We start from the raw sequence: 22595 nt of genomic DNA, 5'->3' as shown, positions 1-22595 counted from the left end.
GGAGTTACTGACGGGTAAGGGACCGGCTCGCCGACCTCCCAATTCGTGCGCATAAACTGCCCCGAGATACATTCTTAAAGACGCTCTTAGAAAACACGCCATCAGGAGGCTCAGTGGCCAGTCACGCCAGCTCAAAGATCTCCAAGGTGCTCGTCGCCAACCGCGGGGAGATCGCCGTCCGGGTGATCCGAGCAGCCAAGGACGCCGGACTCGAGAGCGTGGCGGTGTACGCAGAATCCGACGCCGACGCGCCCCACGTACGACTCGCCGACGAGGCCTACGCTCTGGGCGGCCAGACGTCGGCCGAGTCCTACCTGGTGTTCGAAAAGCTGCTCGACGCCGCCAAGAAGTCCGGAGCCAACGCGATCCACCCCGGCTACGGGTTCCTCAGCGAGAATGCCGACTTCGCCCAGGCCGTGCTCGACGCCGGGCTGATCTGGATCGGGCCCAGCCCGCAGTCCATCCGCGACCTCGGCGACAAGGTCACCGCGCGCCACATCGCCGCGCGCGCCGACGCCCCGCTGGTGCCCGGCACCCCGGACCCGGTCAAGGACGCCAACGAGGTCGTGGAGTTCGCCAAGGAGTACGGCGTGCCGGTCGCGATCAAAGCGGCCTTCGGCGGTGGCGGCCGCGGCATGAAGGTGGCCCGCACCATCGAGGAGATCCCCGAACTGTTCGACTCGGCCACCCGTGAGGCCGTCGCGGCGTTCGGCCGCGGCGAGTGCTTCGTCGAGCGCTACCTCGACAAGCCGCGCCACGTCGAGGCGCAGGTCATCGCCGACATGCACGGCAACGTCGTCGTCGCCGGCACCCGCGACTGCTCGCTGCAGCGCCGCTTCCAGAAGCTGGTCGAGGAGGCCCCGGCGCCGTTCCTGACCGACGCGCAGCGCAAGGAGATCCACGAGTCGGCCAAGCGCATCTGCAAGGAAGCCGGCTACTACGGCGCCGGCACCGTGGAGTACCTGGTCGGCCAGGACGGTCTGATCAGCTTCCTGGAGGTCAACACCCGCCTGCAGGTGGAGCACCCGGTCACCGAGGAGACCTCCGGCCTGGACCTGGTGCGCCAGCAGTTCAAGATCGCCAACGGCGAGGCCCTCGACATCACCGAGGACCCCACCCCGCGTGGGCACTCCTTCGAGTTTCGTATCAACGGTGAGGACGCCGGCCGCGGCTTCCTGCCCGCGCCGGGCCCGGTCACCCGCTACGACATCCCCACCGGCCCGGGCGTGCGCCTGGACTCCGGCGTGGAGGCCGGATCGGTCATCGGCGGCCAGTTCGACTCGATGCTGTCCAAACTGATCGTCACCGGCGCCACCCGCGAGGAAGCCCTGGAACGGTCGCGCCGCGCGCTGGCCGAGTTCCACGTCGAGGGTCTGGCCACCGTCATTCCGTTCCACCGCGCGGTGGTCTCCGACCCGGCGTTCATCGGCGACGGCACCAAGTTCGACGTGCACACCCGCTGGATCGAGACCGAGTGGAACAACACCATCGAGCCGTTCACCGGTGGTGACCCGATCGACGAGGAAGACACCATCCCCCGTCAGACCGTTGTGGTCGAGGTCGGTGGCCGTCGCCTGGAGGTGTCGCTGCCCGGCGACCTCGCGCTCGGCAACGGTGTCGCCTCGCCGTCCGGCGCCATCCGCAAGAAGCCCAAGCCACGCAAACGCGGCGGCGCCGGCGGAGCGGCCGCCTCCGGGGACTCGGTGACCGCGCCGATGCAGGGCACCGTGGTCAAGGTTGCCGTCGAGGAAGGCCAGACGGTGTCCGCCGGCGATCTGGTGGTCGTGCTCGAGGCGATGAAGATGGAGAATCCGGTCACCGCGCACAAAGACGGTGTGGTCACCGGGCTGTCCGTCGAGCCCGGCGCCGCGGTCACCCAGGGCACCGTGGTCTGCGAACTCAAGAGCGAATAACGCACGGGCACAAGACCCGTCGCTCAGCTGCTGAGCGACGGGTCTTGTCTTTTCGGAGGCACTTAGCTGGCTGCACCACCTCGCCGCCGCTTACGCGACCAAATGTAGCGGAATTGCTTTTTACAGAAACACTTCCGATACCGGGCCGCGGCGGTATAGATTCGCCCCATTGACGGTGTCGTTTGCCGGGCACGGCGACGGCACCACAACACCGAGGGGTGGAACGGCCCCGCTGCGGCGCACTGCCCCCGGAGCGGGGCCGATCCCTGTCATGGCAGGCTGAGCGGCGTGGAACCCGTCGAGATCAACGCCGGCGCCTGGTATCTGCGCGCGCTTCGCGCCGACGACCGGGTCGACGACCGACCCGCGCTGGCCGACCTCGGGGAACACCGCCCCGACCACGTCGAGGTGGCCGCCGGTGGCTGGCAGTCCGAGACCCGATACACCTGGGCGGTGTGTGAGCCCACCACCGGGGAGTTGCTGTCCGAAGTCACCCTCGATCCCGCCACCGGCGAGGTCGCGGTGCGCTGCCGGCCCGGCTGCGAGGACGCCGGCCAGACCGGCGCCGAAGCCGTCCGCCGGTTCGCCGCGGCCATGCTGTGAACCAAAAGGCAGAGGCCACGGACCCTGGAGTGTCCGTGACCTCTGCAGATATGGGTGGCTGAAGGGGTTCGCTGGTCGGCGCGCTGTTCTACCGAAAATGGTATGCCCAACCCGGCCAGACTTGCCCCAAATAAGCCATCATCGGTACGTGCGCGTGTCGGGCACGACGGTGATGGCGGCGTGGCCGTCGGTGTTCGTCACCGCGCCGGCCGTGCCGACCCCCGCCAAGGTGACACCGACGAGGATTCCGGCCGACACCAGCGGCGCTGCGACCAGGCACTTGATTCGGTTCATGATGTCGCCTTTTCTCTGTCTGTTCGGCAGGTTCCGCCGCTGAGAAAACTATCGCTCACCTGCGGCGACGGGTCTGTCCGGCGATCGGATGAGGCACCGGGGGAAAAGTCGTTCCCCCGATCGGTGGACACGTCAGCGCTCGTCGACGTCCGCGCCGGTGGCCAGATCCGCACACGGCACCGCGACGACATCGTCGCGAGCGTTCAGGAACGGTCCCGCGCCGGCATCCCCACCCAGCACGTCGAGCAGCGCCGGCCAGTGCCTGCGGGCGATGACCACCGGATGCCCGGGTCGCCCACGGTAGGTCGCGCGCGCCAGCCCGGACTGCGAGGCGCGTGCCGACTGCAGCACCCGGCGAACCGCGGCAGCGCCGACATCAGGGGTGTCGACGGTGGTGATCACCGCGAAACCGGCCTCGCCGGAGGCCGCCAGCAGGCCGGCGCGTACCGAAGCACTCACTCCGGCAACCCAATTCGAGGCGACGACGGCGCGGGCCGGCGCGGGCACGTCGATGATCGCGGCCCCCAGCACGACGACGACGTCGGCGCAACCGCCGTCGCGCAGTGCGGCGACCCCGGCGCGCAACCACGCACCGTCTTCGGCGAGCACCTTCGGCATCCCGTACCGGGTCCCGGCACCCGCCGCGAGCAAGAGTCCCATCGAAATGCCATGCACGCCAGAACTTTTCACTATTGCACTCTGTTCATGCCGACAGCACCGTCAATTGTTTTCCTGAGAATTGTGAACATCGCCTTAGAAACATTGTCCAAGATCACCACAAGCGCGTAGGGTCAGTGGCACGGGTTGATCGCACAGCCCTTTCCGGTACGTCATCGAACGCGGACCTGCCGCGGCAGGACGCGCACGGCTTTCAGACACAGGGCCCCCTTGGCGTGAACCACAGCACGAGACATCGACTGATGGAGTCACCATGCCCTCACTTGCCCCCCAAGCACCCCATGACCAGCTGACCTGCCACGCCGCTGAGTTCGAAACCCAGCGACCGCAACCCTCGACCGCGGTGGTGTCGGCCCGCGGCGAACTCGACGCCGCCAACTGCAACCAGTTCATCGACTTCGCCCTGCGCGACGCCGATCAGACCCAGTGGCTGGTCGTCGACCTGTCCGGGCTCAGCTTCTTCGCCACCGCCGGATTCTCCGCGCTGCACACGCTCAACGTGCGCTGCGCGGCCGAGGACATCCGCTGGGCACTGGTCCCGAGCCTGGCCGTGGACCGGTTGCTGCGCATCTGCGATCCGGACTCGGCCCTGCCGATCTGCGTCGACGTCGCCACCGCACTGACCGCAGTGCACAACGACCCGCCGCAGCTACTGGAGCTGATCCCGGAGTCGAGTTAGCGACTTGGCCAGCAGCCGCGAGACGTGCATCTGCGAGATGCCGACTCGCTCGGCGATCTGGGTCTGGGTCATCGACTCGAAGAACCGCAGCACCAGCACGGTGCGCTCGCGCTCCGGCAACGCCTCCAACAGCGGCCGCAACGCTTCCCGGTTCTCGATCTGATCAAGGCTCATGTCGACATCACCGAGCGTGTCGGCGATCGCGGGGGCATCCTCGTTTCCGCTACCGCCGCCGCTGTCGATCGACAGCGTGTTGTACGAGCTGCCCGCGACCAGGCCTTCGATCACCTCGTCGCGGTCCATTTCCAGCTCGGCGGCCAGCTCGGTCGCCGTCGGCGCGCGGCCCAGTCGCTGCGACAGCTCAGCGGTGGCCGCCCCCAGCCGCAGATGCAACTCTTTGAGGCGGCGCGGAACCTTGACCGACCAGCTGTTGTCCCGGAAGTGGCGGCGGACCTCACCCATGATGGTCGGCACCGCGAAGGACACGAAGTCCGAACCGGCGGTGACGTCGAACCGGATGACAGCGTTGACCAGACCGACCCGGGCCACCTGCACCAGGTCATCGCGCGGCTCACCGCGCCCGTCGAAGCGGCGGGCGATGTGGTCGGCCAGCGGCAGACACCGCTCCACGATGCGGTCACGCTGCCGCTGGAAGGCGGCCGAGCCCTCCTCGAGGTCGGCCAGCGTCCGGAACATGTCCGCGACGTCGGCATACTCAGAGCTCGGTCGTGAGCCCTTCGACGACGAGCGCGTCACTGCAACGAACTCGCTCGCCTCGTGGTCATCGAGATTCCGAATACCTGACCCTGGGGCGACTGGCCATCGGCGAACGTCGTCACCTCGTCGGTCAGCGAACTCAGCACGTGCCAGCTGAAGCTGCCCGGGGCGAGGATGTCGGAGCTGTCGCACGTCGTGGACGCATGCACCATCAGCGCCTCGGGCTGCGGATCGACGACCAGCAGCAGCGTCGAATCGGCGACCGCCGAGCGGATCAGCCGGGTGCACGCCTCGTCGACGGCCAACCTCAGGTCGGCCACGGCGTCGAAGTCGAGATCTTCGAAGGTGCCGATCGCGGCGACCAGCGTGCGCAGCACCGCCAGGTTCTCCAGCGTGGCTGCCACCCGGAGTTCCACCGACTGCGCGCTATAACGCTGATCAACACTCTGGCTCGCGACTTCGGCCATCTGACCTCCCGGAAACGTCGAAGCGAGACTACCCCAGCCAACTCCCCCGCTATTCACGGGTGCTCCGGGCATCTATGCACTGTGGACAAAGTTAGGCAGCTACCCGCCTCGGGTAACCGCCCCCCATGGATGACCGCGAACCGGCCGACGCCCGACGACGCCCGCTGCGCCGCATTCTGGTGGTGTCGGCCATCGTGCTCGCCGCGCTGCTGCTGGCCGGTGTGGCCATCTACACGGCGGCGTTCTTGATCTTGGCGCCGATGATGCAGTAGCACTACCTGGCCCGATGCGGAACATCTCATGGTCCGGCTGTGATACCCCAGCCTGTGCATAACCCAAACACCGCCTGAATTGTCTTGTCGATCAGGGCTGTTCGGTGAGACGGGCGTCACCCGTTTAGCCCCCCGGCGGCTTGGGAAGTCTTTCTGCATCCGGCTTGCGAGTCCGGAGAAGTCAACACTGACACCACACCGGAAGGTAGCCACATGAGCGATGACAACAAGAGCGGCCCCGAAGAAGGCATCAAGGGCGTCGTCGAGGATGTGAAGGGCAAGGCCAAGGAAGGTATCGGGACCGTGACCGGCCGCGATGACATGGTCCGCGAGGGCAAGGCCCAACAGGACAAGGCCGACGCGCAGCAGGACGCGGCGAAGAAGGAAGCCGAAGCCGAGGCAGCTCGCGGCGGTGCCAAAGCCGCTGAGGAGCGCCAGAAGTCCGAGCAGTAGATCAATCCCCGCTCTGAGCCCGGTCGGTTCGCCGACCGGGCTCATTGCTGTTCCTCGCCGGGTGGGTAACGTCACAGGCCCGGTTTAGGCTTCGCGCCGTGGTCTGGAAGCTCTACGCAGCATTCGCGCTCGCCGCGGGGCTGACCGCGTACCTGACCGGCCTCGGTATCGGGTGGAGTGTGGTGGTCGCGCTGCTGGCCCCGCTGGTGCCGCGGTTCCTGCTCGGACTGTTCTCCGGGGCGGCCACCCCGTCACCGCGCGAAGACCCGGCGAGCATGGCGATGTCGGGCACCGAGTTCGAGGATTACGTCGCGCGCATCGCCCGCTCCTGCGGGGTGCCGGTGATCATGACCTCGATGACCGGCGACTGGGGCGTCGATCTGATCGTCGGGCGCCGCCCGCACCGGGTCGCGGTGCAGTGCAAGCGGCTGTCCCGGCCGGTCGGCGCCGCGGCGGTGCAGGAAGTCGTCGCCGGCGCACCGATGCAGGACTGCACCCGCACCATGGTCGTCACCAACCACGAGTTCACGCCCGCGGCGCGCACGCTCGCCGAGCGGCACGGCTGCGAGTTGGTCGCCGGGGCCGATCTGCCCCGGCTGCGCTCGATCATCCGGCGGCTCACTGCGCCATGATGATTGCATGGATCTGAACGGCACCACGGCGATCGTCACCGGCGGCGGCTCGGGCATCGGCGCGGCGCTGGCCGCCGAACTGGCCACCCACGGGGTGCGCGTGGTCATCGGGGACCTCTCCGACGCCTCCGCCGTCGCTTCTGCCGTGACCCAGGCCGGCGGTCAGGCCGTCGCCGTGCGCGCCGACGCCGCCGAGGTCGCCGGCATCGAGTCGATGATCGCTGTCGCCGAAGCCGAGTTCGGGTCGGTCGACCTCTACGTCGCCAACGCCGGGGTGATGGGGGCGCCGGGTCTGGGAGCCGACGCCGACTGGGACGTGATCCTGGACGTCAACCTGCGGGCCCACATCCGCGCGGCGCGACTGCTGGTGCCGGGCTGGCAGGCTCGGGGGTCGGGCTACTTCGTCTCGGTGGCCTCGGCCGCGGGGTTGCTGACCCAGTTGGGCGCGGCCGGGTACGCGGTCAGCAAGCACGCCGCGGTCGGTTTCGCCGAATGGTTGGCGGTCAGCTACGGCGACGACGGCATCGGGGTCAGCCTGGTGTGTCCGCTGGGCGTGGAAACACCACTGCTGCAGGCGATCCGCGACGTCGATGACTCAGACGCGCGGCTGGGTGCGTCGTCGATCGAGCAGTCCGCGGCGGTGATCAGCGCCGCCGACGTCGCGCGGGTGACCGTCGAGGCGGTGCAGGCCGGCCGGTTCCTGGTGCTGCCCCACCCCGAACTGCTGGAGATGTACCGACACAAGGGATCTGACTACGACCGCTGGATCTCCGGGATGCGGCGATATCAACGGACGCTGCGCGGCGATCTCTGAACATTCGCACATCCTCTGTTCTATCGTTGAGGATGAGCGAAAGGCTGTCCATGACGATTGACCCGACGAACTTGGTGCTGATCAGCGTCGACGACCACACCGTCGAACCGCCCGACATGTTCGACGGCCGGGTACCCGCCCGCTACCGTGACGACGCACCCCGCATCATCGAGGACGCCGACGGTTCGGTCTGCTGGGTCTACGACGGCATGCGGCTGCCCAACATCGGCCTCAACGCCGTCGCCGGCCGGCCCAATGACGAGTGGGGCTTCGAGCCCTCGCGCTTCGAGGACATGCGCCGCGGCTGCTACGACGTCGACGCCCGCGTCGACGACATGAATGCCGCCGGAGTGCTGGCCTCGGTGTGTTTCCCGTCCTTCCCGACGATCTCCGGCGCCCTGTTCACCTTCCGGGGCCAGCGTGACGTGTCGGCGGTGATGGTGCGCGCCTACAACGACTGGCATCTCGAGGACTGGTGCGGTCGCCACCCCGACCGCTTCATCCCGATGGGAATCCTCCCCCTCTGGGATCCGGCGGCAGCTGCGGCCGAAGTCCGGCGGCTCGCGGCGCTGGACTGCCGCGCGGTCACCGTGCCCCAGCACATTGCCAACTACGGCCAACCACCGTGGCAGGATCGGCACTGGGATGTGCTGTGGGAGGCCGTCTGCGAGAACCAGACCGTGGTCAACATCCACATCGGCACCGGCGGCGGCGTGCCCGTCCCGTCCGATCAGACCAGTTACCTCGCCTACAACTCGATGCTGGCGCTGGACACCGGCCGCTTCACCGCCGACCTGCTGTTCTCCCGCGTGGTCCGGGACTTCCCGACGGTCAAGTTCGCGCTGTCCGAAGGCGGCATCGGCTGGATCCCGTTCCTGCTGGAGCGCTTCGAGGACGTCTACTCCCGCCAACGCGCCTGGACCGGCGATGACCTCGGCGACGGGCGAACCCCCACCGACGTGTTCCGCGCCAACTTCTTGTCCTGCTTCATCCGGGACCGCGTCGGGATCGAGAACCGCCATCGCATCGGTGTCGAAACCATCTGCTGGGAGATGGATTACCCGCACTCAGACAGCAGCTGGCCGGACGCGCCCGAGCAACTGGCCGCCGAACTCGACGGCTGCACCGACGACGAGATCGAGGCCATCTGCTGGCGCAACGCCGCTACCGCCTTCGGGTACCTCGGCGTCGATCGACGAGGTCGGCAGAACTGCACCGTCGCGGCACTTCGCGCGCTGACTGCCGGGTTGGATCTGTCCACCCCCACGGTGGAAACCCATCGGATTCCCAAACCCGGCGCCACCGCCATGACCTACGGGGAGATGAAGGCCCGCATGGCCACCATCATGACCGGCGGCAAAGCCACCTGAATCACCCACTTTTCAGCTGCGCCGCAGCAGCATCATCGTGGTGCCGCTGTTGGCTCCGCCCACCCCGCACGCGACCAGATCGGCATCGGTGACCTGACGCGCCCCACCCTGGCCACGGACCTGGACACACGCCTCGTGCAGGTGCCCGAAGCCGTGCAGCCGACCTCCGGACAGCTGCCCGCCCGCGGTGTTGATCGGCACCTGCCCGCCGAGCGAGAAACGCTGCGGGTCGGCCACCCAGTCCCCGGACTCACCCACGCCGCAGAACCCGAAATCTTCCAGGAAACACAACACGAACACACTGAAACCGTCGTACAGCGAGGCACAGTCGACGTCGTCGACAGTGAAGTCGGTACGGTCCCAGATCGTCGACCACCGCGAATTCAGCCGGGCGATGTCCTGGCCGCCCTCCCAGAGGAACCGGTCGTGGTGGGCACAGTCGAGTGCCTCCACCACCACCCCCGGATGATCGAGCGCGGCGGCGTGCTCGGCACGCGAGACCACGAACGCGGTGGCGCCGTCACACGCGATGTCACAGTCGTACATACACAGCGGATCCGACACCATCCGCGCGTCGAGATAGCCCTGCAGGTCCAGCGGCTCGGTGTAGATCGCCTGCGGGTTGAGCGCGGCGTGGGATCGTTGCACGATCGCGATCTGCGCCAGTTGTTCGCGGGTCAGGCCGAACCGCTGCATCCGCGAACGGATCTGCAGCGCCGCCAGATTGGCCGCCGACGCGCCGTAAGGCAGTTGCCACCCGAGCTGACCAGCCGCCCGGCTGCCCGCCGGGACGCTGTAGCCCCGCCGCCGGTCGGCGCCCTGCGCGGTGCCTTCCCAGATGCTGCGCCAGCACAGCACGTGATTGGCCAAACCCGCCGAGACAGCCAGCATCGCGTCCACCACCGCACCGAGTTGCCCCGGATACTCGGTGCCGCCGGCCACCCAGTTGGGCCGGATACCGAGGGCGTCGTGGACATCGCGCACCCCGGCCCCCGAGAACCCCTTCCCCGCCATCGACGCCCCGGGATAGGTGGTCAGGCCGTCGATGTCGGCAAGGGTGAGCCCGGCATCCTGAACCGCGGCCAGACACGCATCGACGGTGAGTTGCAGCGGATCCCGCCCCAGCCGGCGACCCACCTCGGACTGCCCGATACCGCTGATGATGACCTCGCGTGTCAGTCGGCCCGCCATCAGCGCTCCGGCGTGAACAGCGGCAGATGCACGACGTCGTCTCCCCCGTCGTCGCCCACCGCGAACGTGACCTGCACCGGCATCCCGCCGAAGACCTCCTCCGGCTGCACGTTCACCAGGTTCGTCAGCACCCGGACACGCTCGTCCTCCACTGGATTGACGAATGCGATCACATATGGGGTCGGGATGCCCGGGAAGAACGGATGGTGATTGACCGTCCAGGATTCGACGACTCCGCGACCGGACAATGCCACCCACTCAGGAACCGCGTGATCGTACTGGCAGCGCATGGTGGGCGGATGGATGAGCCGCTCGCAGTCGGGACAGCGCTGCAACGACCACACCCCGTCGGCACCGGACGTCCAGTAGGGCCGGTTGAGGGCGGTCAGCGCCGGCAGCGGCCGAGACGTCGGCGCCTGCTCAGCCATCGCCGGCAGTGCCCTGGCCGTCGTCCACGCCGAAGATGAACCGGTCGGCAATCGCGTGCGCGTTGCGAATCGACATCTCCTGCTCGGTGTTCAACCACAGGCCGTCGAAGCCGCGGGAGTGCAACCCGGCATGGATCGCATCGATGTTGCGCAGATCCTGGGTGGGCAGCTCACCCCAACCGTCGTGGTCCTGCCACCGCTCGACCTCCAGCCACCTGGTGTCGGGAACCTCACCGGGGGCGAAGTGCTCAAGGGAGAACATCTCGAAGACACAACGATTGGGATCCTCGGCGTCGGGCAGCACCCGGTAACCCAGCACGCACGACTTCTCCACCAGGAGCACCAGAGTCGGGAAGACATGCCAGTCCCCATTGCCGGCGAAGTACTGCTCCATTGACATCTTCGGGAAATCGACGCCCTCGGCGAGCGCCAACTCCTCACACATCTGGTGGTACAGCACGAATGGTGGGACCTCGCTGGGCTCCATGGTGGCCAGCCGGCGTGCCGCGCGGTAATCCCGCTCGGTGACCAGCGATCCCACTTCGAGGTACTGATACTGCATCGAATTGGCGAAGACCTCCGGCCGGGCGGCTTGGGCCTTGCGGGCGCTGTCACGGTCCCCGCTGTCCGGGCGCTGGGAGTAGATGAAGCGGGAGTGATTGCGATACCGGATGGTCGGCGTGTACGGCGCGTAGACGAACTCCTGCGGCGCGGCGGGATCCGCGGGAGGGCGCGGGCCTTGGGCTGCCCGCAACGTCTGCGGGTGGGTGCCCGGCGTGTGGTAGCCCTCGATGAACGCATCGATGACGGTCTTGTAGTTGGCATTGAGCGGAGTCCGCTTGCGCCAGCGGAATCGCATGTCGTGCAGCCGGAACGGCTCCAGCGCAGTGGGCAGCGGATCGAGCCATTCGAGCAGGTCCGGTGGATCCTCGGCCATGCTGATGAAGATCCACCCGCCCCAGGTGCCGACCGCGACCGGGCGCAACGACCACTGGTCGCGAGGTCGCTCCAGGAACTCGTCGCGCGAGGGGACGAACGACGACCGACCGTCCAAGGCGAAGCGCCAACCGTGGAACTCACACCGCAGGTCGCCCCCCGCGGCACACCCCGAGCCGCGGACGACCTTCATTCCCCGGTGCGTGCACGCGTTGTAGAACGCCTTGACGCTGCGGTCCTTCTGGCGCACCACCATGATCGACTGGCGGCCGACGGTGTACTCGTAGTAGTCCCCGGGCTCGGGCACCTCCTCCTCCCGGCACGCCGGCTGCCACACCTGGGTGAACAACCGGTCCAGTTCTAGGCGCAGGAACTCGGGGTCGATGTAGCGCGACTTGGGGACAAAAGTCTGCCCACAAGCGTACTTCGGCGGCACGGTACCTCGGGTCGACGTGTCGGTGGCATGCTCGAAAACGGTCACCGCGCAACCCCCTTCCTCATGTTCAGCTGGCCGGTGGCTTGTCGAAGATGTTGGGATACAGCACTGCTTCCTTGAACGAGGTCTCGATCTCGGCGAACGCCGTCGGAATGTCCCAGGACCCCGATGCCGACACGATCTCGCGCTCCACCACCGGGTTGGACATCAGGCTGATCCGGCCATTGCCGGCGAAGATGACCCGTCGATTGAGCCAGTCGGATTGCTCGCTGGCCAGATAGACCACCGGCGGCACCACGTTCTGCGGCGACAACCGGGTGTTCTGCGCCGAATAGTCCATGCTGCCGCCACCTTTGATGCCCTGGGTCATCCGGGTACCGGCGATCGGCGCGATGGCATTGCTGCGGACGCCGTAGCCCTTGAGCGCGTTGGCACACGAGAACGTCAGCCCGACGACGCCCATCTTGGCCGCGGCGTAATTGGGTTGGCTGGGCGCGCCCTGCAACCCCGACATCGAGGTGAAGTTGATCAGCCGGTACTGGCCGCCCCGGTTCTCGCGCCACCATGCCGCGGCATGCCGGGTGAGGTTGAACGTGCCTTTCAGATGCACGGCGACGACCGAGTCGAAGTCGGCCTCGCTCATCTTGAAGACCATCCCGTCGCGCAGAATGCCCGCGGCGTTGACCATGATGTCGAATCCGCCGAGCGTCGCGGCCGCCCGGCTGATCAAGTCCTCGCAAGCGGCGAAATCGGTGATGTCGGTGGTGTCGGCGAACGCCTTGCCGCCGCGGTCGTTGATGGCGGCCGCCACGCTCTGCGCGGGCCCGGCATCACGCCCGCTGCCGTCGACGGACACACCGGCGTCCGACACCATCACCGCCGCGCCCTCGGCTGCCAGGCCCTCGGCCACTGCGGCACCGATACCGCGACCACCGCCGGTGACCAGCGCGGTCCGACCGTCGAGTACACCCATCATCTCTCCTTAACGACATGCATAAGTCTACAGAACACTAAGACATGAATTGTTTATTTGTTGTTCCATTCACTGCGCAGTGCTGTCATTCGAAGCCCCACTGCGCGTAACGGCGTTCCAGCTCGGCCATCGCCTCGCGCCCGCCCCGAATGCCACGTTCCTTCATGAAGTTGAACTCGTCTTCACGCCAGGCGAGATTGGTGAAAACCGTGTGGCCCATCGGGACCCAGTCGGCGAACTGCGCCATGCCGACCGCGTTCCAGAACGTGATCAGCGCGTGCTTGCCGATCATCAGCCCGTCTGCCGAATGGTGGGCGATGGCGCGCGCGTAGCGCATCGCCTCATCGTGGAGTTCGGCGGCGGGTACCACCGAGGCAGCCACTCCCCAGTCCTTGAGTTCGGCCGCAGCCACCTTGCGGCCGGTGATCATCGCCTCGTAACCGCGATTCGGTCCGAGTTTGAGCAGCGCCAGCGGCATGGCCGTGGAGAATCCGGCGAACCCGATCCGAGCCTGCGGTCGTGCCAGGTACATATCCTCGGAGACGACGAGGATGTCCGCGGCCAGCGCCAGGTTCATTCCCGCGCCGATGGTGGCGCCCTGACATGCGGCGATCACCGTCTTGGGAAACTCCAACCAGTTGGTCAGATGCCGATGCAACCGTCGCGCATTGCCCATCCGGGCCGTCTGCGGAAGCCGTTTGTCCTTCGTCAGTCCGGCCTTCTCGACGGGCAGTCGCCGCACGTCGTCGCCGCTGGAGAAATCCTTGCCCGCCGCAGCGAGGACAACGACCTTGATGTCGTCGTCGTCCTCGGCCCGATCGAGCCGGTCCTTGAACAGGGTGTGCATGTCGGGCGAGAGGATGGCGTTGCGCCTGTCGGGCCGGTTGATCGTGATGACCGCGATGTGGGGTTCGACGACGTCGTAGCGCACCCAGTCCTCGTCGACCGTGAACTGGCCAGTCTCCTCAGCCATGCTGCCGCCTCCCGTTCGCTTTTGAACACTAGAACACTAGACGATTATTTGTTTAGTCGGCTGCTAAAGTCTTCTCATGCCGCACATCGCTGTCGCCAAAGAGGTCGGGGCGCCGGCCTGGCGCATCTGGGAGCTTCTTTCCGATTTCGCCGATGTCAGCTGGATCCCGGTCACCACCCAGGTGGATACCGACGGCGAGGGGATCGGCATGCGCAGGTTCATCCACGGGTCCGGAGACCAACCGGTGGTCGAGACGCTCACCCATGTGCGGGCGCAGCGCCGAGAAATCGGCTACACCGTGGCCGGTAGCCCACTTCCGGTCAGCCGCTTCGAGGCTGTGGTGAATGTCGAGGAGGGTGAGCACCCGCACGACTCGGTGCTGACATGGCACGTCGACTACGACCCTTGCGGACCGCAGGAGGAGGCAGAGGAGGCGATCAGGACTGTGTACACCCTGATGGCCGGTTGGCTGGCGGATGCGGCGGCGCAGGATCGGCCGTGAGCGACCGCGATTACGGCGTCCCGTTGACGCCGGCCGATCGTGGGTTCCGCGATGAAGTCCAGCGCTTCCTCGCGTCAGCCCTGACCCCGGACTTTCGTTCGGGTGCGCGCACCGAGTCCGATCGGCTGGACCGGATGCGGTTGTGGCAGCGCAGACTTCACGAGGCCGGGTTGGCCGCGATCTCGTGGCCCGAGGAATACGGCGGTCGCGGAGCCACCCCGGTCCAACAGCTGATCTTCAGCGCGGAGATGGCAGCCGCGCACGCGCCCGAGCCGATCAACCGCAGCGCCATCAACCAGCTCGGTCCGACCATCATCCAGTGGGGCAGCCCGCAACAGCGGGCCCACTATCTGCCTCGGATCCTGTCGGCCGAGGATGTCTGGTGTCAGGGCTTCAGCGAACCGGACGCCGGAAGCGATCTGGCGTCGCTGACCACCAGGGCGGTGATCGAGGGCGAGGAGTTGGTGGTCACCGGGCAGAAGGTCTGGACCTCCAAGGCGCACTATGCCAATCGGATCTATCTGCTGGCCCGCACCGATCCGGATGCCGCACCGCGCGAGGGCATCAGCTACCTGCTCGCCGACCTCTCAACGCCCGGCATCGACGTGCGCCCCATCCGTCAGATCTCCGGTGACGCCGAGTTCAGCGAGGTGTTCTTCGACGGCGCCCGGGTGCCGCTGGCCAACGTGCTGGGTCCGCTGCACCAGGGTTGGCGGGTGGCCAAGTCGACCCTCGGGTATGAGCGGGTGGGGCAGAGCCGCACCCATCGCATCGAGCGCCGACTCGACATCCTGGTCCGCATGGCTACCGAACCGAATGCGCTGAGCAACAGGGGCTTCGACGACTCCTACGTGGCCGATCAGCTGGTGCGGTTCGCCGCCCAGGTGGAAGCACTTCGCCAGATCTCCGCCCAGGCCACCGCGGCCGGGGTCCGTGGCGTGAGCCCCGGGCCCGAGGCGTCGATGGCGAAGTTGCTCACCTCCGAACTCGACCAGGCGATGGCCAATTTCGGCCTCGATCTCGCCGGGGAGCTCGGCACGCTGGAGCGCGGCTCCCCGTCGGCGATCAAGGGCGGCAATGTGGCCAAGAGCTACCTGCTGATGCGTGCTGCGACCTTCGGCGCCGGGACCTCTGAGATCCAACGCAATGTCATCGCCGAGCGACTGCTGGGGCTGCCCCGTGACCCGTGAACCCTCGTTGGATGAGATCGCCGACACTGCAGCACAATTGGACGACCTGCGATCGACGGTGCAGCGCATCGTCGAGCAGGCATGGAGCGCCGGACGCACCCGTGCGCTGCTCGACGACCCCGCGCCGGCCTTCGACGAGAACCTGTGCGCCACGGTCGCCGAGATGGGATGGCCCGACGTTCTGGTGGCAGAGTCCCACGGCGGCGGTGGCGGCGGCATCCGTGAGCTGTGCGTGCTCACCGAGGCGATCGGGACTGTTGTCGCACCCGTTCCGCTGGCCATCGCCGCAGCTGCGAACTGGTGCCAACGGCGCTGCGGAAGCGGTATCACCGTCCTGCTCGACGGCGTCGACGCCACCATGTCCGACGACGGTGTCTGCGGCCACTGGCAGCTGGTGCCCTACGGCGCAGTGGCTGACCACCTGGTCGTCCTGGCCTCCCGGCACGGTGAATTTGTGCTCGGCACCGTCGATGTCGCCGGCGACGGCGTGCAACGCCGCACCGAGTGCCCACTCGACCACAGCCCGGCCGCGAGCATCGTCGTCGACGCCGCCCCGTTCCAGGAGATCGCCACCGGCACCGAGGCCGTCAACCGGCACCGCGACGCGGTCGCACGAGCCCGGCTGGCCACCGTGGCCGAGCTGATCGGCACGGCCTCGGCCGCCCACCACGCCGCGGTGGACTACGCGAAGATGCGGGTCACGTTCGGGCGTCCCATCGGCGCTCGGCAGGCCATCAAGCACCGCCTGGTGGAACAGCGATCGGTCATCGAGGTCGCCCGGGCCCTGGTCCACCGTGCCGCCGACGCGCTCGAGCTGCAGCATCCCGACGCCGAGGCACTGGTGTCACTGGCAGTGTTCTGGGCCATCGACACGCTGCGACGTATCCCCGAAGGCGCCACCCAGGTGTTCGGGGGCATCGCCTACACCTGGGAGCACGACGCCCACGTGTACCTGCGCCGGGCCGCCACGCTGGCTGCGACCCTGGGCACCCGCGCCCAGCACCGCGACGTGGTGGCCGACTGGTTGCGGTCCCGCTGAGCGGGCCGGTGGTCAGCGGTAGTCGAGGGTGACCGGCAGTCGGTCGTAGGTGTGCACCAGCGCCGAGGGTCGCAGCACACCCTCGCCGGTGACACGAATCCCGCTGGCCCGCTTGATCACCTCATCGAGCACCACCCGGGCTTCCCGGCGCGCCAACGCCGCGCCCATGCAGAAGTGCTCGCCCACCCCGAAGCCGAGGTGCCCGGCCGCGTCCGGACGGTGCACGTCGAACTGCTCAGCCGTGGGGCCCCAGTGGTCGACGTCGCGATTGGCCGATGCATAGGCCAACAGCAGCCCGTCGCCGGCGCGAATGTCGGCGCCGCGCAGGTCGACATCGTGAGCGGCTTGACGCGCCATGCTCATCACCGGTGTCCACCAGCGCAGGACCTCTTCGACCGCATTGGTGCCGACCTCGGGGTCGGCGAAAGCCTGCTCGGCCTGGTCGGGATGCGCGTCGAAACACGCAGCGATCCCGGCGATCAGGCTCTGCGTGGTCTCACTGCCCGCAGCCAACAGGGTCAGGGCGTAGGTCATCACCTGGATCTCGTTGAACGGCTCGCCGTCGATGCGCACCTGCGAGAGCATCGACAGCAGATCGTCGGTGGGTTCTTTGGCGCGTTGGGCGACCAGATCCATCAGATAGGGCGCCACCTCACCGAAGATCAGCTCCATGTCGGAGTCCTCGGCCACCCCGCTACCCACCTTCGCGATGGTGGTGGCCCAGCCCGCGACCTTGGCCCAGTCCGCTTCCGGCACACCCAGCAGGTAGGCGAACACATACACCGGGAACGGTTCGGCGACCCGCTCGATCCAGTCGAACTCACCGTCTGGCAGGTCATCGAAGATCGAAGCGATCACCTCGCGCACCCGGGTCTCCAGCTTGGCGACCGCCGCCGGGGTGAACCGGACCCCGAGCGCCTTGCGGTGCGCGCGATGCTCCGGCGGGTCCATGAACAGGATGCCCCGGGCCCCGTAACCCTGCGGATCACGCCCCTCCCGGTGGGCGATCAGATCCATCATGATCGCGATGCGCTCGGATCTGAACTTCTCCGGACGTGCCGAGATCGACTTGATGTCGTCGTACTTGGTCACCACCCAGAATTTGCCGCGCTCGTACCAGTACACCGGCTCGGTTTCGCGCAGCTCGCGGAACGTGGAGTTGGGGTCGCCGAGGTAGAAGGAAGCCTCGTCGAAGCGGGCTTCGGACACAGCCGTGGTGATCGCCATAGATGAGACAATAGAACACATTGTGTGAATCTGTGATTCTGATTCCGGGTCAAACCTGGTAGAAATCACTTGAACGAACATTGTCTACTTGTTCTGTTCAGTCGGACAGCTGCCCGCATCCCAGGAGTTGACATAGGTTGAGCGACGCCACCGCCCCCGACGCGTTCCTGTCCGGCGTCCGCGTCTGCCAGACCGGCACCGGCATCGCAGGGTCTGCAGCGGCCGGCCTGCTGGCCATGCTCGGTGCGGAGGTCACTCGGGTGCCGGCGCCACGCCCCGAACGGTCCGGCCCGGTGTTGGATACCCCGGACGGCCCGACAGCCGCGGTGGACCTCGTCATGGACCGGCAGAAGGCGGTCTCGGCCTCGACCGACCTCGCCGGCGGCGACTATGACATCGTCATCGCCGACGGCACCGACCCCCTGCCCGAACCGGCCGCAGGAACCGTCCTCGTCACGATCACCCCGTTCGGCGCCGATGGCCCGCGCCGCCACCACGACGGCAGCAGCGAGATCGTCGCGCAGGCCAGCGGCGGGCTGATGGCCACGATCGAAGACGGCGACGGCGCGCCGGTGCCCGCGCCGGGCTATGTGGCGTGCAAGTCCGTCGGTGCTGTCGCAGCGCTGGCCGCCCTGCACGGCCTCGACCGGCTCCGCAGCGAGGGCGGCGAGGTCGTCGTCGACGTGTCGGCCCAGGAGGCGGTCATCTTCACCGCAGCACTTCCTGAGTGCGCCCATGTGCTCTATCGCTGCCCGGGCCGCGCCGGCAGCGGTCGTTACCTGGCGCCGTCCGGGGTGTTCCCTTGCCGCGACGGGCTGGTTCGAATCACCGCGGTGGAAAACCACCAGTGGGCCGGACTGCGCGCCGCGCTCGGCGAACCCGCCTGGGCGGCAGGTCTGGACGAGCGGCCTTCCCGTATCGAACATGCCGATCTGATCAACCGTCACGTCACCGAGTGGACGTCGACCCGACTCAAGGCCGACTGCGCGGCCACCCTGCAAGCCCGAGGGGTGCCGTCCACGCCGGTCAACCACCCCGCTGAGCTACTGACATCACCGCAACTTGCGCACCGAAATTCGCTGCGCAGGGTGCAGCTCGGCGGCCACGACGCGACCGTGCTCGGCCCGCCGTGGACGATCACCGCCGGCCGGGCCGCGGCCGACGCTGCCCCTGCCGGGCTGGCGGGACTGCGGGTCGCCGAGCTCACCCATGTGCTCGCCGGGCCGATCGTCGGTGCGCTGCTCGGAGCGATGGGCGCCGACGTGATCCGCATCGAAGACCCTGACCGCCTGGACATCTACCGCCGCAGCGGTCCCTTCGCCGACGGCGTCGCCGGACCGGAGCGCGGCGCGTACTTCGCGGTGGCCAACCACTCCAAGCACAGCGCGCTGCTCAATCCCTCTCGGGCCGCCGACGAGGTGGCCGCGATACTGGCCGACTCCGATGTGTTGATCGAGAATGTCGGATCCAGCCGGCTGAGACGACTCGGTGTCGACCCGCCCGACCACGCCGACCGCGGCCGACTGACGCTGCGCGTCTCCGGGTTCGGTTCGGACGGCCCGCTGGCCGGATACCGGGTGTACGCCAACAACGTCCAGTCCTACGGCGGGCTGGCCGGACTGGCCACCACCAGGGACGGCACCCCCGCGCGCGTCGGCACGGTACTGGCCGATCCGTTGTCGTCGGTGATCGGTGCACTGGTGATCGCGGCGTGGGCACTGGGGCCGCGCCGGACCTCGGGCGCCGTCGTCGACCTGTCGATGGCCGAGGTCGTCGCCACCACAGTGTCGGAGTATCTCGCCGCCGCATCCATCGACGGCGCTGCGGACGCCGGACGTGTGCTCCGCGAGGTCCGCCTCGCCACCGACGACCGTTGGGTCGCGGTCGAACTGCGCGGCGAACAGTGCGCAGGCGAGCACGCCGACACCGTCGCGGCACTGATCAGGACCAACCGGGCCGAGGACGCGGCATCAAAACTGCACAGCGCCGGCATCGACTCGGCCGTCGTGCGGCGCGCCGACACCTTGGTCACCGACCCACATCTGGCCGCCCGGCGCTTCTTCCCCGAGATCGACCATCCCGACCCTGACTTGTCCCCCGCGCGCCTGGTCGGGCTGCCGTGGCGTTTCGGCGACACCGGACCAGTAAACCTGGCCCCGCCACCCGCGTTGGGAAGTCTCAACGCCGACCAGCAGAGGACCGAACATGTCGACACCGCCCACTGACCGCGCGGCCACCGTGTGGTCCTCGACGTTCGTCCCGGCGACGTCGCCGATCACCGGAGCCGACGGCTACAGCGTGGCGTGGGTGGACACCGAGACCGAGCGGCTGCAGGTGCTGGTCGACGGTGCCCGTCCCGCGCCGGGAACGGCGGGCCGACTGACCACCCGCACCGTCGACGACGAGGCGATCGCCATGTTCGTCACGGACGCGTCGTGACGGGCACCCATCTGGCCGGCGTCGGGTTGACCCCCTTCGGCCGGCACGGCGACACGCCGCTGGCCGACCTCGGCGTCGCCGCCGCACAACAGGCCCTCGAGGACGCCGGGCTCGACTACACCGATATCGGCGAGGTGTTCACCGCCTCCGCGCTGGCGCCCCCGCAGACCGGGATCACAGTGGCACTGACCCTGGGGCGCACCGGGATCCCGGTCACGGCAACCGAGAGCGCATCGGCAGGTGGTCTCGTCGCGCTGCGGCACGCGGTGTGGGCGGTCGCTTCGGGCCGCTGCGCGGCGGCCCTGGCGATCGGCTACGAGAAGACCACGGCACTGGAGCCCGGCGGTGTGGTGCCCGCGGCTGTGGGCTTTTGGGACCGATTCCCGCCGCAGACGCATTACGCGATCGAGGCAGCGCGCTGGCTGCACGACACCGGCTGCGGACCGGAGGTGATCGCCGCCGTTGCCGCGAAGTCGCACAATCAGGCCCGCCTGAACCCGCTCGCGGCCAGGCGCCGCGATGATCCGGTGACGGTCGAGGACGTGCTGTCGGCCCGGATGGTGGCCGATCCGCTGACCAAGATGATGTGCCACGCATCGGTGGACGGTGGCGCTGCCGTCGTCGTCACCGCCAACCCGACGCCGCGCTCGGTGAGCGTGCTGGCCATCGAACAGACCAGTTGGCCCGCCGACCCCGAGTGGCCGCTGACCGGACCTGTCGTCGGCCCACCCTCGCAGTTGACCCGCACTGCCCAGCGGTGCTACTCCGGGGCCGGAATCGAGCCCACCGAGGTCGATGTGGTCTCCCTGCACGACATGTGCGCCAGCGAGGAGATCACCGCGCTCATCGCGATGGGGCTGGTGGACGCGAGCCGGATGCCGGGCCTGATCGAGGCCGGCGGGCTCGCCGGCGACGGGGAGCTGCCGACCAACACCGACGGCGGCTGCATCGCCCGCGGCCACCCGATCGGCGCGACCGGACTCGCCCAGGCCGCTGAGATCGTCACTCAGCTGCGCGGCGAGGCCGGATCTCGGCAGGTGGGTGAACCGCGCACCGGACTCGTGCAGGCGGTCGGCGGCGGCGGATCGTGTGCGGCGGCAGTGCTGCGCGCATGATCAGGCGATCGCGCCGCTCTCCTTGAGCGCCATGATCCGGTCCCAGTCCCCGCCCAGCTCGAGGATGAGTTCCTCGGTGTGGGAGGCGAATTCCGGCATCGGCGCCAGCTGTGCGGGGGTCTCGTCGTAGAGCACCGGACTGGCCACCAGCTCGTAGCTCTGACCGTCATGCTCCACCGCGACGATGTTGCCGTTGGCCCGCACCTGCGGGTCGGCGGCCACCTCCGCGGTGTTCTGCACCGGCGCCCACTGGCCGTCGAAGCCGTCGAGCACAGTGCGCCAATGCTGCAGCGGTTGTGCACCGATGGCCGCCCGCAGCACCTCGGTGGCCGCCGGCGCATTGGCCGCCAGCGAAGCATGGTCGGCAAAGCGTTCGTCGGTGGCGAGTTCAGCGACGCCGATCCGGCGACAGAACTCTGCGAAGTAGCGGAATCCCTGCAACATGGACAGCCCGAGGAAGCGTCCGTCGCTCGTCCGGTAGAACCCGACCAGCGGGTTGTTCGGCGTGACGTTGGCACCGGCGGGGTTGGTCTGCCATGGCTGTCCGCTCACCAGCGCGGCGTTGATCGCCACGCCGGACGCCCATACGCCCACGCCCAGCAGCGAAATGTCCACGACCCGAGCATGTCCGGTACGTTCACGCTCGAACAGCGCCGCCGCGACGCCGCCGGCGATCGTCAATCCACCGATCGAGTCGCCGTAGGCAGGACCCGGCTGCGGCACCACACCGTCCAAGTCACAGGGCGTGGAACCCAGCGCTCCCCCCGCGCGACTCCAAAACCCGGTCATGTCGTAACCGCCGGTCGCGGCGTCGGGTCCCAGCGGTCCGTAGGCACTGCCCCGGGCGTAGACGATGTCGGGGTTGACCGCCCGCAGGTCATCGACGTCGATGCGGAGCTTCTTGCGCGCATCGGGCAGGAAGTTGGTCAAGAAGACGTCACTGGAGCGGGCGATGTCCATCAGCAACTCATGTCCATCGGGGGTCGACATGTCGATGGCCACCGAGCGTTTGCCGCGATTGGCATGTTCCATGACCGGATTGCGGTCGCCGTCGATGGTGATGTGGCCCAGTTGTCGCAGGCCGCGCTGGGAATCACCGGTCTGCGGATGTTCGACCTTGACGACGTCGGCGCCCCAGTCGGCGAGCACGGCACCGGCCGCTGGTACGAAGGTCCACTGTGCGACTTCGAGCACCCGCACCCCGGTCATCGGTCCGCTCATATTCGCCTCTCTCGTCGACGCCAGCATGAACAG

25 protein-coding genes are annotated in these 22595 nt (G+C 68.0%); 14 read left to right on the top strand and 11 right to left on the bottom strand.

Going from position 1 to position 22595, the window contains the following annotated elements; genetic code table 11:
- Window positions 1–113 precede the first annotated feature (113 nt).
- A complete protein-coding gene (locus tag KXD98_RS06545; RefSeq protein ID WP_260762602.1) occupies window positions 114–1913 on the top strand; it encodes an acetyl/propionyl/methylcrotonyl-CoA carboxylase subunit alpha in 1800 nt (599 codons plus the stop codon).
- A 288-nt stretch (window positions 1914–2201) separates the two neighbouring features.
- Entirely contained in the window at window positions 2202–2516 is a 315-nt protein-coding gene (locus KXD98_RS06540; protein ID WP_260762600.1) for a hypothetical protein, read from the top strand.
- 138 nt (window positions 2517–2654) lie between these two features.
- Here the strand turns inward: KXD98_RS06540 and KXD98_RS06535 are convergent, their stop codons facing one another.
- Complete coding sequence (locus KXD98_RS06535) at window positions 2655–2810, bottom strand: hypothetical protein (RefSeq protein WP_260762598.1); 156 nt, start codon at window positions 2808–2810, stop codon at window positions 2655–2657.
- Between the two features lie 132 nt (window positions 2811–2942).
- Window positions 2943–3470, bottom strand: coding sequence for an NTP transferase domain-containing protein (locus tag KXD98_RS06530; RefSeq protein ID WP_260765016.1), 528 nt, complete (start codon window positions 3468–3470; stop codon window positions 2943–2945).
- 271 nt (window positions 3471–3741) lie between these two features.
- Here KXD98_RS06530 and KXD98_RS06525 point away from each other — a divergent pair, with 271 nt between their 5' ends.
- Window positions 3742–4167 carry an STAS domain-containing protein gene (locus tag KXD98_RS06525; RefSeq protein ID WP_260762596.1) on the top strand — a complete coding sequence of 142 codons (426 nt, stop codon included), beginning with the start codon at window positions 3742–3744 and terminating at the stop codon, window positions 4165–4167.
- Here the strand turns inward: KXD98_RS06525 and KXD98_RS06520 are convergent.
- Window positions 4138–4863, bottom strand: a complete 726-nt coding sequence (locus KXD98_RS06520) for an RNA polymerase sigma factor SigF (protein ID WP_260765015.1) — start codon at window positions 4861–4863, stop codon at window positions 4138–4140. The two genes, KXD98_RS06525 and KXD98_RS06520, sit on opposite strands and share 30 nt — an antisense overlap.
- 56 nt (window positions 4864–4919) lie before the next feature.
- Window positions 4920–5351, bottom strand: a complete 432-nt coding sequence (locus KXD98_RS06515) for an ATP-binding protein (RefSeq protein ID WP_260762594.1) — start codon at window positions 5349–5351, stop codon at window positions 4920–4922.
- 125 nt (window positions 5352–5476) lie between these two features.
- On the opposite strand from KXD98_RS06515, the gene KXD98_RS06510 reads away from it, so the two are divergent.
- The 5 genes from KXD98_RS06510 (at window position 5477) to KXD98_RS06490 (ending at window position 8892) form a co-directional block, all read left to right on the top strand.
- Window positions 5477–5623, top strand: coding sequence for a hypothetical protein (locus tag KXD98_RS06510; RefSeq protein ID WP_260762592.1), 147 nt, complete (start codon window positions 5477–5479; stop codon window positions 5621–5623).
- 213 nt (window positions 5624–5836) lie between these two features.
- A complete protein-coding gene (locus KXD98_RS06505) occupies window positions 5837–6076 on the top strand; it encodes a CsbD family protein (RefSeq protein ID WP_260762590.1) in 240 nt (79 codons plus the stop codon).
- 98 nt (window positions 6077–6174) lie between these two features.
- A complete protein-coding gene (locus tag KXD98_RS06500) occupies window positions 6175–6708 on the top strand; it encodes a restriction endonuclease (RefSeq protein WP_260762587.1) in 534 nt (177 codons plus the stop codon).
- 7 nt (window positions 6709–6715) lie between these two features.
- Window positions 6716–7522, top strand: coding sequence for an SDR family oxidoreductase (locus KXD98_RS06495; protein ID WP_260762586.1), 807 nt, complete (start codon window positions 6716–6718; stop codon window positions 7520–7522).
- Window positions 7523–7572: 50 nt separating this feature from the next.
- A complete protein-coding gene (locus KXD98_RS06490; protein WP_260762585.1) occupies window positions 7573–8892 on the top strand; it encodes an amidohydrolase family protein in 1320 nt (439 codons plus the stop codon).
- 12 nt (window positions 8893–8904) lie between these two features.
- Here KXD98_RS06490 and KXD98_RS06485 read toward each other — a convergent pair whose 3' ends face one another.
- The 5 genes from KXD98_RS06485 to KXD98_RS06465 all read right to left on the bottom strand — a co-directional run bounded on the left by KXD98_RS06485 (window position 8905) and on the right by KXD98_RS06465 (window position 13829).
- Entirely contained in the window at window positions 8905–10083 is a 1179-nt protein-coding gene (locus KXD98_RS06485; protein ID WP_260762583.1) for a thiolase family protein, read from the bottom strand.
- Window positions 10083–10511, bottom strand: coding sequence for a Zn-ribbon domain-containing OB-fold protein (locus KXD98_RS06480; protein WP_260762581.1), 429 nt, complete (start codon window positions 10509–10511; stop codon window positions 10083–10085). The genes KXD98_RS06485 and KXD98_RS06480 overlap by 1 nt, the downstream gene beginning before the upstream one ends.
- A complete protein-coding gene (locus KXD98_RS06475) occupies window positions 10504–11928 on the bottom strand; it encodes an aromatic ring-hydroxylating dioxygenase subunit alpha (protein WP_260762579.1) in 1425 nt (474 codons plus the stop codon). The genes KXD98_RS06480 and KXD98_RS06475 overlap by 8 nt, the downstream gene beginning before the upstream one ends.
- A 22-nt stretch (window positions 11929–11950) precedes the next feature.
- Window positions 11951–12859: an SDR family NAD(P)-dependent oxidoreductase gene (locus KXD98_RS06470; RefSeq protein WP_260762577.1), complete on the bottom strand. Its 909-nt coding sequence runs from the start codon at window positions 12857–12859 to the stop codon at window positions 11951–11953.
- 82 nt (window positions 12860–12941) lie between these two features.
- Complete coding sequence (locus tag KXD98_RS06465) at window positions 12942–13829, bottom strand: enoyl-CoA hydratase/isomerase family protein (RefSeq protein ID WP_260762575.1); 888 nt, start codon at window positions 13827–13829, stop codon at window positions 12942–12944.
- Between the two features lie 76 nt (window positions 13830–13905).
- Between KXD98_RS06465 and KXD98_RS06460 the strand changes: the two genes are divergently transcribed.
- From KXD98_RS06460 to KXD98_RS06450, 3 genes are read left to right on the top strand one after another with little or no spacing between them, the layout of a single operon-like run.
- Window positions 13906–14331, top strand: a complete 426-nt coding sequence (locus KXD98_RS06460; RefSeq protein ID WP_260762573.1) for an SRPBCC family protein — start codon at window positions 13906–13908, stop codon at window positions 14329–14331.
- The gene (locus KXD98_RS06455; protein WP_260762572.1) at window positions 14328–15521 is read left to right on the top strand and encodes an acyl-CoA dehydrogenase family protein; all 1194 of its coding nucleotides are present in this window, start codon (window positions 14328–14330) and stop codon (window positions 15519–15521) included. Before KXD98_RS06460 ends, KXD98_RS06455 begins: the two co-directional genes overlap by 4 nt.
- On the top strand, window positions 15511–16560 hold the full coding sequence (locus KXD98_RS06450; protein WP_260762570.1) for an acyl-CoA dehydrogenase family protein: 1050 nt from the start codon (window positions 15511–15513) through the stop codon (window positions 16558–16560). The genes KXD98_RS06455 and KXD98_RS06450 overlap by 11 nt, the downstream gene beginning before the upstream one ends.
- Before the next feature lie 12 nt (window positions 16561–16572).
- Here the strand turns inward: KXD98_RS06450 and KXD98_RS06445 are convergent, their stop codons facing one another.
- A complete protein-coding gene (locus KXD98_RS06445; RefSeq protein WP_260762567.1) occupies window positions 16573–17787 on the bottom strand; it encodes a cytochrome P450 in 1215 nt (404 codons plus the stop codon).
- Between the two features lie 137 nt (window positions 17788–17924).
- Between KXD98_RS06445 and KXD98_RS06440 the strand changes: the two genes are divergently transcribed.
- From KXD98_RS06440 to KXD98_RS06430, 3 genes are read left to right on the top strand one after another with little or no spacing between them, the layout of a single operon-like run.
- Window positions 17925–20012 (top strand): CoA transferase, encoded by a 2088-nt coding sequence (locus KXD98_RS06440; RefSeq protein WP_260762566.1) that lies wholly within the window; start codon window positions 17925–17927, stop codon window positions 20010–20012.
- Window positions 19993–20226: a hypothetical protein gene (locus tag KXD98_RS06435; RefSeq protein ID WP_260762564.1), complete on the top strand. Its 234-nt coding sequence runs from the start codon at window positions 19993–19995 to the stop codon at window positions 20224–20226. The genes KXD98_RS06440 and KXD98_RS06435 overlap by 20 nt, the downstream gene beginning before the upstream one ends.
- On the top strand, window positions 20223–21341 hold the full coding sequence (locus KXD98_RS06430; RefSeq protein WP_260762563.1) for a thiolase family protein: 1119 nt from the start codon (window positions 20223–20225) through the stop codon (window positions 21339–21341). Before KXD98_RS06435 ends, KXD98_RS06430 begins: the two co-directional genes overlap by 4 nt.
- Here KXD98_RS06430 and KXD98_RS06425 read toward each other — a convergent pair whose 3' ends face one another.
- A complete protein-coding gene (locus tag KXD98_RS06425; protein WP_260762560.1) occupies window positions 21342–22562 on the bottom strand; it encodes a CaiB/BaiF CoA-transferase family protein in 1221 nt (406 codons plus the stop codon).
- Between the last annotated feature and the right edge of the window lie 33 nt (window positions 22563–22595).

The sequence above is a fragment of the Mycobacterium sp. SMC-4 genome, from assembly GCF_025263265.1.
Taxonomy (GTDB): Bacteria; Actinomycetota; Actinomycetes; order Mycobacteriales; family Mycobacteriaceae; genus Mycobacterium.
The sequence above is the reverse complement of the archived record's forward strand: the minus strand, read 5'-3'. Positions and strand labels throughout refer to the sequence as shown.